This is a genomic window from Bradyrhizobium glycinis (assembly GCF_016031655.1).
Taxonomy (GTDB): domain Bacteria; phylum Pseudomonadota; class Alphaproteobacteria; order Rhizobiales; family Xanthobacteraceae; genus Bradyrhizobium; species Bradyrhizobium glycinis.
In genome coordinates, this window is record NZ_JACCHQ010000038.1 from 1 (window position 1) to 12,755 (window position 12,755).

A 12,755-nucleotide genomic window follows, 5' to 3' on the forward strand; every position below is an offset into this window, starting at 1 on the left:
CCCAGGTCATCACCGAGCGGCACAACCTCGACCCCAGCTACAAGCCGATGATGGGCGCCGACGTCGCCTCGATCGGGGCGCGCGGCCGGCTTTACGGCAACCAGATCCGTCTCGAGGGCGGCGCGGACACCATGCCCGGCGCCAGGTTCTGGGCTCATCTCACCCGCCTCGGCGACGAGGGGTTGCCGCCGAGCGGGACGGTCGGACCAGGCGGCATCGCCAACGGGCTCTATGGGATGAAGCTGAGTGCGCTCGACGGCGTCGACGCCGGACTGTCCGGCGTGATGCTGCTGATCGACGGGCGCATCCTCGGCGGCGATGCGTTCTTCTACTATCTCGGCGCCTATTCCTCGGCGGACGGCCGCTGGAAGGGCGAGATGCTGAATCAGGAGCACACGCCGGCAAAAGGCGAGAACCCCGTGTTCGGCGGCCTCGAGGTCGGCATCGGATTCTCCGGGACCTGCACGGAAGACAGCGGCGAGCTCGAAGGCATCGCGCTCGCGGGCAAGCGAAGCCTGCGGCTTGCGGCCTCGCTCAAGCTGATGCGAAGGGCGTAGGGCGCACACTCATTTGAACGGGTGTCCGCTTCGTGAGCTGAAGCAGACCTCACGCCTCGTCCCAGCCAATGTCAGCAAGTGGACCCAAAGCGGGCATAGCTTAATGTGCTATGCTTGTCCTCTTATGGCTCAGGAGGTCGGGCAATGAGGCGGCGGGATGTGATCACACTGGCGATGGGCGCGATTTTGGCGGGACCGCCAATTGCACGAGCGCAGCAATCCTCTCGTAAGGTCTGGCGTTTGGCATTCCTGAACACCGATTCCTGGGAAAGTGAAGTCCAGCGCGCCCTGTTCGAAGTTTTCAGGAACGAACTGCAGAAGCTCGGCTACATGGACGGCAAGAACCTTGTCATCGAGCGCAGAGCGGCAGAGGGCCATATCGAGCGCCTCGATCAGCTCGCGAACGAATTGATCGCCGAAAAGCCAGACGTAGTGGTCGCGGTTGCAACACCTGCAATAGTCGCCGCGCAACGAGCAACCGCAACCATTCCTATCGTGATGTGGGGAGCCGGGGATCCGGTTGCTTTGGGCCTTATCAATAGCTTGGCGCATCCCGGAGGAAACCTTACCGGTGTAACCACGATGTTCTCCGACACAACCGGCAAGTCGCTCGAACTTCTGCACAGTATCCTTCCCGCAGCAACGCGAGTGGCCGTGCTGGGGTCGCCTATCCCCGCCCGCAAGCGACAGTTTGAGGAGACGGAGGCCGCTGCAAAGATATTGGGTCTGGTGACGATCCCAATCTTTACTTCCTCGCGGGATGATCTCGGCCAAGCTTTCGAAAGAATGGTCCAGGAAAAGTGCGATGCACTTTTCGTACTTGCTGCTCCGATAGAGCCGGAGATTGTTTTACTGGCTGCTCGTAGGAAGATTCCAGCGGTTTACCAAATCAGCGCCTTCGTGGATTTGGGTGGCCTCGCAAGCTACGGGGCAAGCCTCGCAGTGATGGGCAAGCAAACAGCACAATATACAGCCAAGATATTTCAAGGAGCCAAACCGGCAGAGCTTCCGGTCGAGCAACCTGTCGCCTTCGAGCTTGCCCTGAACCTCAAGACGGCTGCGGCGCTAGGATTGAGAATCCCGGCCGAGGTCATCGGCCGAGCCGACAAGGTGATTGAATGATGACTGCTCCTGGCCCTAAGCCGAAGCTCGCTTGAAGACGTGTCATGTAGGCTCTCAGAGGCAGACCCGGACGCCGATCCAGCTTGGCGTCTACCGCCGCTTGTGATCGTTTGCGGAAATCGCGCGGACCGCGTTTTTTTGTCAGTTCCGAGGTTCAACACACAAAGTTCGCGACACGCCCAGGGACTCGACAAGAAAGTCGATGAACAGGCGCGCTCGCAGGGGAAGTTGCCGTCCGAACGCGTGCAGGACATAGACCGGCGTGGTGAACATCGGTATCTCCGGCAACACGATATTTAACCGTCCGGCGGCAAGCTCGTCCTCGATTGCAATACGCATAAACTGAGTGATACCCACGCCTTTTACGACGGCCTCTATCAACGACTGTGCATCGTCGCTATCGAATGGGCCATTGGGGATGACCCGGGTGCCGTCCGCAAAAGTGAATGCTTGCGGGCGGCCACCAAGCAGGTGGCGAAGGCAGGCATGCTGCTTGAGATCGTCGATCGACCGCGCAATTCCCCGGCGCTGAAGGTATTCTGGCGATGCGCCCAGAACGTACTGCAGGACGCCCAATGAGCGGCCGATCAGGTTCGTATCTTCCAATTCTCCAATTCTGACAGCGAGGTCGAAACCCTCGCGAATGAGATCGACACGGCGGTCCGTGACACTGAGGTCAAGCTTGATGTCTGGATAGCGCTCTAGGAAGGAGCCCGCCCATGCAGAGATCAACGGGCGTCCAAACGTACTCGGCACGGTGACGCGAAGCACGCCACGTACGTTGCCCGGAGCCTGAACGATGTCATCGGCTTCCTCGATAGCGCGCAGATGGGGCGCCACGTGCTCATAGTAAGCGGCGCCTTCGGAGGTTGGGCTGAGCGTCCGGGTCGAGCGCTGCAGAAGGCGGACACCGAGACGATGTTCGAGGCGCGCGACGCTTTTCGATACTGCCGACGGGCTGGCGCCGATTAGCCTCGCGGCGCCGGGAAAGAGCCCGTATCAACTGTCCGCACGAAGGCCAGCAGACCGGCCGTTCTTTCCAGAATCGTTGTCATTCATGACTTTCAATAACGAAAGAACCGAACGAAATACGGCTATTGGGCCATTTATGACCGAATAGGTTGAGCCTCGCAATGGGGACCCGGGAGCCGCGGTTGAGGCTTCCAACATGCCCGCCAACGCTCAACCTCCAGCAAGAAAAGGGAATGCAGTATGTCTGCGCGAACCAAACCAACGATCGTTTTCTGCCATGGTATCTGGGCCGATGGCTCGTGTTTCAGCAAAGTCATCCCGACATTGCAGGCCGAAGGGTACGAGGTCATGGCCGTTCAATATGGCTTAGACTCCTACGAAGAGGACCTGGCGACGGTTAAGCGCACGCTCAATCGTGTCGGCAGCCCGGTCCTCCTCGTCGGTCATTCCTATGGAGGCGCCATAATCACGGGTGCGGGGACGGATGAGCGCGTGGTTGGCCTCGTCTACATTGCAGCGGTCGCCCCGGATGCCGGTGAGACCGTACAAGACCAGCTCGACAAGTATCCGTCGGATATTTTTTCTCGCGTCGAGGTCGCAGACGGGCGTGCCTGGATGCTTCCGAGCGGCACCGAATTCTTCGCAGGAGACCTCTCCAAAGAAGACCAGAAGCTGGTGTGGGCCACCCACTATGCGCCCGTCTACAACCTGTTCCAGCAACAGAAGCTTAGCGCCGACAAGGTCGCATGGAGGTCGAAGCCGAGCTGGTACATTCTGGCGACGCAAGATCACACAGTGCATCCGGACCTGCAACGCTGGGTCTCGAAGCGCATGGGAGCGACCGTCACCGAGGTGGCGAGCAGCCACGTGCCGATGCTCTCCCAGCCTGATGTCGTCATCGACGTGATTCGCAAGGCCGCTGCCGCGGTTCAAAAAAGCTGATCGCAATAAGCACACGTTGCCGGACACGCAGGAGAGGCCGTTCGCAAGGCGGCCTCTCTTCATAGGCTGGTATGAATGACCGCTTTTGGCCCATCAGCGAAGTCGCGGCTCGCTCAGGATGAGGCTAATCAGCGTCGGTGCCTTTGAAACTGCAGCCGCGCACTCCGTCCTCATCCGGAGGAGCCGCCTCAAGCGGGCGTCTCGAAGGATGGCCGCAGCGAAAAGCTCTCAAATGCCAGCCCTCCGTTGGACCCAACCAGTTGCAATCGCGTCCGCCCAAGTGCGCATTCCTTTGCTGAGGGCAAGTTCAGCCATTGGCGCGTTATCGTAAGGCACGTACCGGATCGTCGAGAGCCACCCTTTTTTGGAGCGCTCCAAAATTGCGTAGCAAGCGTGCGGCGTGCCGACTTCAATCACGTAAGGAACGGGCGTTCTCCCGTCGTAACCCGGCAATCCAACGCTGCCGGGGTTCACGACAAGTCGTCCATCTCTCAAACGAATAACTCGGGGAATGTGAGTGTGTCCGCACAGGATGACCTCGGCGTCGATCCCGTCGGCTTCCGACTCGATGGCCTCGATTGGATTGGGGCGCACATCACCGTCGCTACTTATGTAGTCCAACCAAAAGGCAGCATCGTTTCTTGGCGACGCATGGCATAAGAACACATGGTCTCTGTACATCAACGTCGGTGGCATGCTCGCCAACCAATCGAAATGGCGACGTTCAAGCCGTCGAAAATCGCTGCGAGCCGATGTGCCAGCGTGCCAGAGTTCGACGAGGATTCGATCCTGATCGCCCCGCACTGACGGAAAGCCTCGCTCAATCAGGAGGTCTGCAGTTCCGGCCGCCTCCAACGGGCCGCTGACGTGATCACCGAGATTGACGACCTCGGAGATGCCGAACGCGGCAATATCGGCAAGTACGGCCTCGAGCGCTGAACGATTCCCGTGCACATCGGCGATTGCAGCAAATTTCATTTGACCCTCCCATTCGAGATGGCCGACCGAACGCCGTTGGGGTGACCGTTGAAGGCCTTGTAGCAGGAGGTGAGCAACTTGGCATCGTAGCAGCCAGAGTCCGCATCCTGGCGGTCAGCGAGGCGCGCCGTTCGTCCGCAGGGATCGCACGAAATCGATCACTGCCAGTATCATCACGCAGACAACGATGATGATGAGCGGGATGGCCTTGATCCAGGCCAACAGGATTCCGAGAAAGGTCATCACAAGCGCGAGGCCGATGAGACCGGTGATCAGATTGGTCATCGCACTTTCCTTTTCTCCGCGCCGGGAGCCGATTTCGAACCGGCGTTCGGGACGTTGCGCCGGCCGCTCCCACGCGTGCGCCCGATCGTCTTGATCAGCCAGTGGGCCGTGCGCAAGAGGCGGGCGTCGTTGCCGCGGCGGCCGACGAGCTGGACGCCCAGCGGAAGGCCCGATTCGGAACGCATCAATGGCAGGCTGATGGCGGGCACGCCGAGATAAGTCCAGAGCGTGCAGAAAACCGGGTTGCCGGTCGTTTCAATGCCGGGCGCCGCGCCCGGGGCCGCGGGCGTCAGGATGGCGTCGTATTCGTCGAAGATAGGGTCCAGCGCCTGGTTGAGCGGCGCAATCCCGGCCAGAGCGTTGCAATAATCCATCGCAAGATGCGAGCGGCCGCGCTCGATCGCCTGGCGTAGACGCGTGCTCAGTTTGTCGCCGCCTCGCTGGAGATCGCGCCGCAGATTGTGCGCCATATCAACTTCCATGATGATGCGATGCATATCGACGGCCCCGGCGAAGCTCGGCCCAAGCTCGACTTCGCTGCACGCTTCGCCCAAGGCGTCAACGAGCTCGGCAAAGGCTTCACGCGTCTCCGGCTCGGCCTGATCCCAGACCGGAGAGTGCACGAAGGCAAATCGCGGCGGCAACGGCGGCTCGCTCGCCGCGACCGCAGAGAATGGCGGGCGCGCAACAGGCCGCGTGTCCAAATCCTCCGGGTCGAAGTCGACCATGACCTCGGCCAGCAGAGCCACATCCTCCACGCTGCGCCCGAACACGCCGACATGATCGAGCGTGCGCGACAATTCGAGCGCGCCGCTGCGTGGAATGAGGCCATGCGTGGGCTTGAAGCCGACCACGCCGCAGAAGGCGGCAGGGCGGATCACCGAGCCGTTGGTCTGCGAGCCGATGGCACCCGGCACCATCAGCGCCGCGACGGCCGCGGCGGAGCCCGAGGACGATCCGCCGGGGGTGTGATTTGGATTGTGCGGATTTCGGGTCTTGCCCGGATTGTAGTACGCGTACTCGGTCGTCACCGTTTTGCCGAGGATCACAGCGCCTGCCATCCGCAGACGCGCCACAGCCGCCGCGTCGCGGCGCGGCGTGCGTCCGGCCCACAGCTCCGATCCGAATTCCGTCGGCATGTCGCCGGTGTCAAAGATATCCTTGATGCCTAGGGGGACGCCATGCAGTGGGCCTGTGGCCTTGCCCTGTTTGCGACGGTCGTCGGCAGCCTCGGCCTGCCGCATCGCGTGGTCGCGATCGAGGAACGCCCACGCATGGATGTCGCCATCGACCTCATCGATGCGCTTGAGGCAGTCGCCGACGAGCTCCAGCGAGCTGAGCCGGCCGTCGCGGATGCCGGCCGCCGCGTCCGCGAGGCCGAGCGCGTTGAGACTCATGTGCAGCCTTTCGGCGGTTTACAGGGCGCCCTCATCGCGATCCATAGAGATAGTCGGGCAACCACAATGCGATCCCCGGGAAGATGTAGACCATCGCCATGGTGAGGAAGACCAGGCCGACAAAGGGAAGCGCGCCGGAGAAGATGTCGGTCAGCTTCACCTGCGGCGGCGCCACGCCCTTCAGATAGAAGGCGGCCATCGCGACCGGCGGTGTATTGAAGGCGGTCTGCGTGTTCAGCGCGACCAGAATGCCGAAGAAGATCGGATCGATGCCGTACTGCGGAAGCAGCGGCAGGAAGATCGGCACGAAGATGATGATGATCTCGGTCCATTCCAGCGGCCAGCCGAGCAGAAAGATGATCAGCTGGGTCAGCAGCAGGAACTGGACCGGCGAAAGGTTCATCGAGGTGAAGAACTGCTCCACCACCGACTGTCCGCCGAGGACGGCAAATACCGCCGAAAACGTCCAGGATCCGATGAACAGGTAGCAGACCATCGCTGTGGCCCGCACGGTCAGATACACGGATTCGCGTATCATCTCGTAGTTGAGCGAACGATAGGCAGCCGCCAGCACGATGCTCATGAGGGCTCCCACCGCGGCCGCTTCCGAAGGCGTCGCGAGTCCAAACAGTATCGCGCCGAGCACCGAAACGATCAGCAACGCAAGCGGCAGGAACGACGTGGCGAGCGCCCAGATGACCTTCGAGATCGGCACGTCGGTCTGCTCGCGCGGCAGCTTCGGCGCGAGCGCGGGATTGATAACTGCCCGTGTCATCGCATAGAGGACGTAGAAGCCGGCCAGCAAGAACCCCGGGAAGAACGCCGCCGCATAAAGCTTGACTGCCGAGACGCCGGCGGTCGCCGCGTAGACGATCAGGAGAATGCTCGGCGGAATCAGGATGCCGAGGCAACCACCGGCGCAGACGACGCCCGCCGACAGCTTGGCATCATAGCCGGCCCGCAGCATCGCCGGCAATGCCAGCAGTCCCATCAGCGTGACGACGGCGCCGACGATGCCGGTGGCGGTCGCGAACATCGCGCAAGTGATCAGCGTGGCCACCGCAAGCGCGCCCGGCACGTTCTTCATCGACAGCTGCAGCGAGTAGAACAGGCGGTCGAGGATGTTGGCGCGCTCGATCAAATAGCCCATGAACAGGAATAGCGGAATCGCCACCAGCACGTCGCTGGATGTGACCTCGAACGTCTTCTGCACCAGAAGAGTGAAGATGCGGTTCTGGAAGAAGTCCTGACCGGGGGTGTAGTAGGCATAGTAGCCGAACGAGACGCCCATCGCCATCAGCGTGAAGGCGATCGGGAAGCCGAGCATGATGATGAAGATGAAGAGGCCCAGCATCAGCATGCCGAGTTGAGGATCGGTCATGCGCCTGGTCCCTTCTCGCTCTGCGGCTCGGCCGCGCGCTGCTGATGATCGCGGATGACGAGGCTCTCGGTCTCCTCCACGTCGTGCAGGCGTTGCGGCCATCGGCCGGTGCGGATGCACAGCACACAGCGGATGATTTCGGCGAACCCTTGCAGGAACAGAAGGAAACCGGTGAGCGGGATCAGCGCCTTCAGCGGAAACACCGGCACGCCGGCCGGACTGAAGATGCTGACTTCGCGGAAGCGCACCGACATCTGGGCGTAGTTCCAGCCCGAATACATCAGCGCCGCGATGGCCGGCAGGAAGAACAGGATATACAGGACGAGGTCCATCGCCGCCTGGGTGCGCGGCGACCAGAGGCGGTAGACCACGTCGGCGCGTACATGGCCGTTTCGCGAGAGCGTGTACGCTCCGGCCATCAGGAACATCGCGCCATAGGTGATGTAGCTGATGTCGAAAGCCCAGGTAGTCGGCGCACGCAGCACGTAGCGCACGAACACCTCGTAGCTGACACCCAGGGTGAGGACGAGGACCAGCCAGGCGAACGCCTTGCCGACCCACGTGCTGAGTTCATCGATGAAGAACAGGAATTTCGTCATGCGAGCCGAGCTCGCTGCGAACAGTACATCCGGATGTCCCCTCCCAACCGTGGGCGGCGCTTCAATTGCGCCGCCCCTCACGATACGGCCTCACGCGATGCGCCGCGACAGCCGTCAGACCTTGAGCACGCCCGGGAAGTGGTGCTCGAAGGCGCCGCGGTAGTCCGTCGCGTTGTTCATGTTGTAGTAGACCACGCGGCGCACCCATTCCTTCTGCGAGTCCATGACCTTCTTCATGAACGGATCCGCGCCGAGCTGGGCGATCAGACCATCCCACGCCTTGATCTGCGCGTCGAACACCGACTTCGGTGTTCGCTGGACGTTAACCTTGTCTTTGTTGATCAGCTCCTGCAGGTCCTTCGAATAATAATCCATGGCTTTCCATTCGTTGGCGGAGGACGCGGCTTCGGCGGCATATTGCAGGATCGCCTGCTGTTCCTTCGACAGCGAGTTGAATTTTGTCCGGTTGAACATGATCTCGAAATATTCCGTCGCCTGATGATGGCTGCCCAGCATGTAGTTCTTGGCGACATCCTGCGCGCCGAAGCGCCGGTCCGAGGTCGGATTGTTGAACTCGAACCCGTCGATCACGCCGCGCTCCATCGCCGGCACGATCTCGCCACCGGGCAGCTGCGCGACGGATGCGCCCATCGCCTGGAAGAGGTCCGCGGCCAGGCCCACCGTGCGATACTTCAAGCCCTTGAGATCAGCGTCGCTGGTGATCGGCTTCTTGAACCAGCCGAGCGGCTGCGTCGGCATCGGCATGGCGAAGAAGCTCTTGATGTTGACGTTCATGATCTTGGTCTGGAGCTCCTCGAACAGCTCCTTGCCGCCGCCGTTGTGGATCCAGCCGAGGCCTTCGTTGGCGTTGAAGCCGAACACCGGACCGGTACCGAACAGCGAGGCGGCCTTGTGCTTGCCGTACCAGTAGACGGTGACCGTGTGTGCAGCGTCGAGCTGGCCGCCATGAACGCCATCGAAGACCTGGAACGGGTGCACGATCGAACCGCCGACGAGATAGTCGATGCGCAGCCGGCCTCCGGCCATATCGTTCACGCGCTTCACATAATCTTCGGCCATCTCGTTGAAGACATCGGCCTTGCCCCACGAGCCCTGCATCTTCAGGGCCACCGTTTGCGCCCGGCTGATTTGCGGCATGGCGATGGTGGCGGCGCCGGCCGCGCCGGCCGTCAGCAGGAATTTGCGACGAGTGGTTCTGGTCTTCTCAGACTTTGAGTTCATGGACGTCCTCCCTGGCGGCCTGGTTATTCGAACGCGCTTCAGCGCGCTTGTCGTTATTAACCGCTGGAGGTATGCCGCATTCCAGCGACTTTGGTCACAGTTTGGACGCATTGCCGCCATCCGACAAGCCCCGGTGTCGCATTATTGGTCTTAGACGTTCGACTCCAAGCAGCCCGATGTTCACGCGCCTGTCGCGGCGCAGCAAAGATGCAGCCGGACTTTTGCCAGTGGACCGCGTCGTGCCCGCCCGACGCATCCTCGCAAGGGCACCGGTGAGCGAGGTGCGTGGTTTCGCGACAGCGAAGGGAATCTTCATAGGATCGATCTGCCGGTACGATCCTGACGCGCGGCTGGAGCGTCGTTGGCGCTTGAGGCGATCGGCAGCGCGAGCGCTGCCTTCGTCGAAGGCGCGATGAGCCATCTAACAAGCCTCGCCGATCTCGCGGTGAGTATTGTCCGAGCGTTCGCAGAACTCGTCGTTGGTGGTTGCGGCGGACCCAACATCGACGAGAGCCAAGAAACATCGTGGTGAGCTCTCAGCCGGTATTTTTGACCGCCTCAGCCAGAATGGCGTAAAGCTGCTGCCTGCTCAATTCCTTTGGCTGCTTCCTCTCTGCGGTCCTCGAGGACACCTTCTGCGCGATTGGACGGGCGCAAGCTGCCGACGACGGCCTCAGCTTCGGGGCTGGTCTTATCTGGGGCCTTGCTGTGGGCGGCTTGTGGCCGCGCTTCAGGTCCAGACGGTTCAGCATACCGCAGACCGCGTTACGGCTGCAGCCGAGATGGCGCGCAATCTGCGCCGCGCTCTGTCCTGCGGACCAGAGCTTCTTGAGAAGCGTTATGTCGTTCGCATCCCAGCCCATGGGAGATATTATAACGCCGACTGCCTGACACGGACCAGTCTAGTCTTCGTCCGGCTCGCGCACGACCGCCGGTTCGTCATCATCGTCTTGCTCGTCCTCGTCTTCGTCGTCCTCCTCGTCTTCATCGGGATCCCTGGGGGGCATCGCGATGCGCATCCGCATGAGCAGTGTCCAGCCGATGGCTGTGGTGGAAAATGCTTCGGAGGTGTGTTGCTTCATGCCACTGTGCTCCTTAAAAAAATACGCGCGCTCGCAAATTCTTGGCCGGTTCTTGGCCGGCGAATGCAAGGTGGCAGGGCGCGATCGCCGCAAGCGCGATGCGGGTGAGGTAGACTGCATCATCAGCGGGCGGCAGGCCATGCAACAGGCAGCGTTTTCGGCTACTTGATGCCCGAGGACCCATTGCGCTCTATGTTCACCAAAACCTCGCCGGCAGCGATCTCGGGAACTCCAAGTTCGAGGTCATGTAGACTGGCTTGAACGAATGCCAGTATCTTGGCGTTCGCTGCGTTGGCGCTTTCGCGGTCGTCAAATATCATCACGGCGATACCGATACCGTCGCCCGCATCCAGCACATGGTAAGATCTGAATCCTGGCGATTGCCTCAGGATCTCACCAACGCCGCTCTTGGCGCGACGAGCGGCGTCCGCTACCGAACGAACCTTGCTGTACTTGCGAATGATCATGTACATGGGGCCACCACGCGCCATTCGCCCCTTCGCATCAAAGCATTTCGGTCCCGCTCGGGCTAGTGCCAACTTCCGGGATGGGCCACAGCGTCCGGCTGGGGCGGACCGCACAACGCCCCTTTCCAATGAGCCATCCTCGCCCGAGAGGGGGCGAGGTGCTGAGGCTCAGGAGCCCTCGAACTTGAACGATACATTGAGCTTGGCGCGAAAGGCCTCGACTTTTCCCTTGTCATCCAGTTGCATATCGAGCTTGACGACCTCTGCAATGCGAAGATCTCGGAGAGATTTAGCAGCTTGCTCGACCGCATTGGCGGCCGCCTTCTCCCACGATTCCGTGCTGGTACCGACCAGTTCAATGACCTTGTAGACGCTATCGGGCATTTTCGTCCTCCTTACTCGGCAGGAGCGGCAAGTCTAGCATCAGGTACTCGACGCTGATACGTCCAAGGGGATGCCGCGGAAAGGGTCCGACTGGCTGTCTCTTTCCTGTTCGACCCAAAGAAGGACTCGGATTGTCCTGTCGGAGATTACGTTCGCATTTTCAGCCGGGATGGACGCGGACATGGAATCTCCGTCGCGCCCGCTGGCTTGCGAATATAATTCTGCGCGCCAATGTCGTCATTGCCACCAAGGTTTCTTAGTCATGAAGCGATGGCACCGCGTAAGCATCAGCAGCATGGTGATTGCCCTGGGGCTGGTGTGTGCCGGGACCCTGGTGGTCAATCAATCGCACGTGCCATCAGAAGCCAGAGCTTCATCGGTCACCCGTACTCCGGAGCTTATTGAGCGTGCGTGGCACCTGCCTGTGGCAGCCACATTTGAAAGACACGTTGACTGGCAGTCAAATGGCTCTCGCTGCGGACCTGCCGCCGTTGCAAATGCGTACCGGTCCCTTGGCGAGGCGGCAAGGACGGAGGCCAAGGTCTTGGCCGGGACGTGGAGCTGCTGGACAGGCGTATGCATCATGGGTCTCACGCTTGATGAGCTGGCCAACGTCGCCCAGGCCAACACCCGCCGGAAAGTTACGGTCTTGCGCGATCTCAGCGAGAACCAGTTTCTGGAGCACCTCCGCCGCTCCAACGATCCGGGGCGACGCTACATCGTGAATTTCGATCGCGCTCGAATCTTTGGTGCTGGTAGCGGACACCATTCCCCAATTGGGGGCTATTTCGAAGCCGAAGACCTCGTTTTCGTGCTCGACGTCAATTTCGATTTCCAGCCATGGCTAGTCGAGCGGAAGCGGCTGTTCGACGCTGTAAATACGTTTGACGGCGATAGGAAGAGGGGACTGCTGTCCATAGAGTAATATCCCGCTGCACGACTTTGGCGTTGAGCCGATTTGTTCTGAGTGGTATGTTCCAGCGACATCATTGCCTCGAAGGGCTGATGGGCGGGCGGGTTATCAGTCTTAAGGACTGCCGCCTGCCATTTTGGAAATTGGAATATTCTGGCCATAGGTCCCGCTTCCGGACGCATTTCAGGTCGGCCGGAGAATGTTGATCGACGTCATTTTCCTCCGTTCTTCCCATTGACTCGGAGGCGGGCTTTTCTGTCCAACTAGAAAAAGCCATCGCCATGTCTAGTTTGAGAAGCCGAGCCCGGTGCGCGGCAGGTAGTGGCCGTTCAAGCGCAAGGCGAGTTTGCAACTACGTTTTGGCTTGCATACTCCAAGCTGCCTGCGTCATTCCCTTCGCGAGCACCGCGTCCGCTCAATGCGCAGCCCGCGAT

General features: G+C 60.8%; 16 protein-coding genes and 1 pseudogene. 5 read left to right on the top strand and 12 right to left on the bottom strand.

The genetic code is table 11. From position 1 onward, the window contains the following. Positions 1 to 557 (top strand): GrlR family regulatory protein (locus HZZ16_RS33700; protein WP_197954728.1); only part of this gene is annotated, 557 nt, incomplete at its 5' end. Positions 558 to 701: 144 nt separating this feature from the next. Further along, the gene (locus HZZ16_RS33705) at positions 702 to 1,679 is read left to right on the top strand and encodes an ABC transporter substrate-binding protein (protein ID WP_197954730.1); all 978 of its coding nucleotides are present in this window, start codon (positions 702 to 704) and stop codon (positions 1,677 to 1,679) included. 141 nt (positions 1,680 to 1,820) lie between these two features. Here the strand turns inward: HZZ16_RS33705 and HZZ16_RS33710 are convergent, their stop codons facing one another. Further along, positions 1,821 to 2,519, bottom strand: a complete 699-nt coding sequence (locus HZZ16_RS33710; RefSeq protein ID WP_197954732.1) for a substrate binding domain-containing protein — start codon at positions 2,517 to 2,519, stop codon at positions 1,821 to 1,823. A 78-nt stretch (positions 2,520 to 2,597) separates the two neighbouring features. Further along, a pseudogene (locus HZZ16_RS38490) lies at positions 2,598 to 2,648 on the bottom strand (hypothetical protein); the annotation flags it as partial. A gap of 243 nt (positions 2,649 to 2,891) precedes the next feature. Here HZZ16_RS38490 and HZZ16_RS33715 point away from each other — a divergent pair. Continuing rightward, positions 2,892 to 3,593, top strand: a complete 702-nt coding sequence (locus HZZ16_RS33715) for an alpha/beta hydrolase (protein ID WP_197954734.1) — start codon at positions 2,892 to 2,894, stop codon at positions 3,591 to 3,593. Between the two features lie 228 nt (positions 3,594 to 3,821). Here HZZ16_RS33715 and HZZ16_RS33720 read toward each other — a convergent pair whose 3' ends face one another. From HZZ16_RS33720 to HZZ16_RS33745, 6 genes are all read right to left on the bottom strand, one after another. Next, positions 3,822 to 4,571, bottom strand: coding sequence for a metallophosphoesterase family protein (locus HZZ16_RS33720; RefSeq protein ID WP_197954736.1), 750 nt, complete (start codon positions 4,569 to 4,571; stop codon positions 3,822 to 3,824). A 114-nt stretch (positions 4,572 to 4,685) separates the two neighbouring features. Then, on the bottom strand, positions 4,686 to 4,856 hold the full coding sequence (locus tag HZZ16_RS33725) for a hypothetical protein (protein ID WP_197954737.1): 171 nt from the start codon (positions 4,854 to 4,856) through the stop codon (positions 4,686 to 4,688). Beyond that, positions 4,853 to 6,253 (bottom strand): amidase, encoded by a 1,401-nt coding sequence (locus tag HZZ16_RS33730; protein WP_197954738.1) that lies wholly within the window; start codon positions 6,251 to 6,253, stop codon positions 4,853 to 4,855. The genes HZZ16_RS33725 and HZZ16_RS33730 overlap by 4 nt, the downstream gene beginning before the upstream one ends. 31 nt (positions 6,254 to 6,284) lie before the next feature. Beyond that, on the bottom strand, positions 6,285 to 7,634 hold the full coding sequence (locus HZZ16_RS33735) for a TRAP transporter large permease (RefSeq protein WP_197954739.1): 1,350 nt from the start codon (positions 7,632 to 7,634) through the stop codon (positions 6,285 to 6,287). After that, the gene (locus HZZ16_RS33740; protein WP_197954740.1) at positions 7,631 to 8,233 is read right to left on the bottom strand and encodes a TRAP transporter small permease subunit; all 603 of its coding nucleotides are present in this window, start codon (positions 8,231 to 8,233) and stop codon (positions 7,631 to 7,633) included. The genes HZZ16_RS33735 and HZZ16_RS33740 overlap by 4 nt, the downstream gene beginning before the upstream one ends. A 114-nt stretch (positions 8,234 to 8,347) precedes the next feature. Beyond that, positions 8,348 to 9,475, bottom strand: a complete 1,128-nt coding sequence (locus tag HZZ16_RS33745; RefSeq protein ID WP_197954741.1) for a TRAP transporter substrate-binding protein — start codon at positions 9,473 to 9,475, stop codon at positions 8,348 to 8,350. A gap of 361 nt (positions 9,476 to 9,836) precedes the next feature. Between HZZ16_RS33745 and HZZ16_RS33750 the strand changes: the two genes are divergently transcribed. After that, complete coding sequence (locus HZZ16_RS33750; RefSeq protein WP_197954742.1) at positions 9,837 to 10,007, top strand: hypothetical protein; 171 nt, start codon at positions 9,837 to 9,839, stop codon at positions 10,005 to 10,007. Positions 10,008 to 10,011: 4 nt separating this feature from the next. On the opposite strand, the gene HZZ16_RS33755 is transcribed toward HZZ16_RS33750, so the two are convergent. The 4 genes from HZZ16_RS33755 to HZZ16_RS33770 form a co-directional block, all read right to left on the bottom strand. After that, positions 10,012 to 10,338, bottom strand: a complete 327-nt coding sequence (locus HZZ16_RS33755) for a GcrA family cell cycle regulator (protein WP_197954743.1) — start codon at positions 10,336 to 10,338, stop codon at positions 10,012 to 10,014. 39 nt (positions 10,339 to 10,377) lie between these two features. After that, entirely contained in the window at positions 10,378 to 10,557 is a 180-nt protein-coding gene (locus HZZ16_RS33760; RefSeq protein ID WP_197954745.1) for a hypothetical protein, read from the bottom strand. A gap of 161 nt (positions 10,558 to 10,718) precedes the next feature. Then, on the bottom strand, positions 10,719 to 11,030 hold the full coding sequence (locus tag HZZ16_RS33765; RefSeq protein ID WP_197954751.1) for a hypothetical protein: 312 nt from the start codon (positions 11,028 to 11,030) through the stop codon (positions 10,719 to 10,721). Between the two features lie 162 nt (positions 11,031 to 11,192). Next, positions 11,193 to 11,408 (bottom strand): dodecin family protein, encoded by a 216-nt coding sequence (locus HZZ16_RS33770; protein WP_197954753.1) that lies wholly within the window; start codon positions 11,406 to 11,408, stop codon positions 11,193 to 11,195. A gap of 262 nt (positions 11,409 to 11,670) precedes the next feature. Between HZZ16_RS33770 and HZZ16_RS33775 the strand changes: the two genes are divergently transcribed. Then, positions 11,671 to 12,333: a phytochelatin synthase family protein gene (locus HZZ16_RS33775; RefSeq protein ID WP_197954754.1), complete on the top strand. Its 663-nt coding sequence runs from the start codon at positions 11,671 to 11,673 to the stop codon at positions 12,331 to 12,333. The last annotated feature ends 422 nt before the right edge of the window (positions 12,334 to 12,755 follow it).

Bases quoted from the DNA above. Each gene is read 5' to 3' on its own strand.
- HZZ16_RS33765 (WP_197954751.1), bottom strand. From the start codon at position 11,030: ATGTACATGATCATTCGCAAGTACAGCAAGGTTCGTTCGGTAGCGGAC.
- HZZ16_RS33720 (WP_197954736.1), bottom strand. From the start codon at position 4,571: ATGAAATTTGCTGCAATCGCCGATGTGCACGGGAATCGTTCAGCGCTC.
- HZZ16_RS33760 (WP_197954745.1), bottom strand. From the start codon at position 10,557: ATGAAGCAACACACCTCCGAAGCATTTTCCACCACAGCCATCGGCTGG.
- HZZ16_RS33745 (WP_197954741.1), bottom strand. From the start codon at position 9,475: ATGAACTCAAAGTCTGAGAAGACCAGAACCACTCGTCGCAAATTCCTG.
- HZZ16_RS33775 (WP_197954754.1), top strand. From the start codon at position 11,671: ATGAAGCGATGGCACCGCGTAAGCATCAGCAGCATGGTGATTGCCCTG.
- HZZ16_RS33735 (WP_197954739.1), bottom strand. From the start codon at position 7,634: ATGACCGATCCTCAACTCGGCATGCTGATGCTGGGCCTCTTCATCTTC.
- HZZ16_RS33755 (WP_197954743.1), bottom strand. From the start codon at position 10,338: ATGGGCTGGGATGCGAACGACATAACGCTTCTCAAGAAGCTCTGGTCC.
- HZZ16_RS33725 (WP_197954737.1), bottom strand. From the start codon at position 4,856: ATGACCAATCTGATCACCGGTCTCATCGGCCTCGCGCTTGTGATGACC.
- HZZ16_RS33715 (WP_197954734.1), top strand. From the start codon at position 2,892: ATGTCTGCGCGAACCAAACCAACGATCGTTTTCTGCCATGGTATCTGG.
- HZZ16_RS33705 (WP_197954730.1), top strand. From the start codon at position 702: ATGAGGCGGCGGGATGTGATCACACTGGCGATGGGCGCGATTTTGGCG.
- HZZ16_RS33740 (WP_197954740.1), bottom strand. From the start codon at position 8,233: ATGACGAAATTCCTGTTCTTCATCGATGAACTCAGCACGTGGGTCGGC.
- HZZ16_RS33730 (WP_197954738.1), bottom strand. From the start codon at position 6,253: ATGAGTCTCAACGCGCTCGGCCTCGCGGACGCGGCGGCCGGCATCCGC.
- HZZ16_RS33770 (WP_197954753.1), bottom strand. From the start codon at position 11,408: ATGCCCGATAGCGTCTACAAGGTCATTGAACTGGTCGGTACCAGCACG.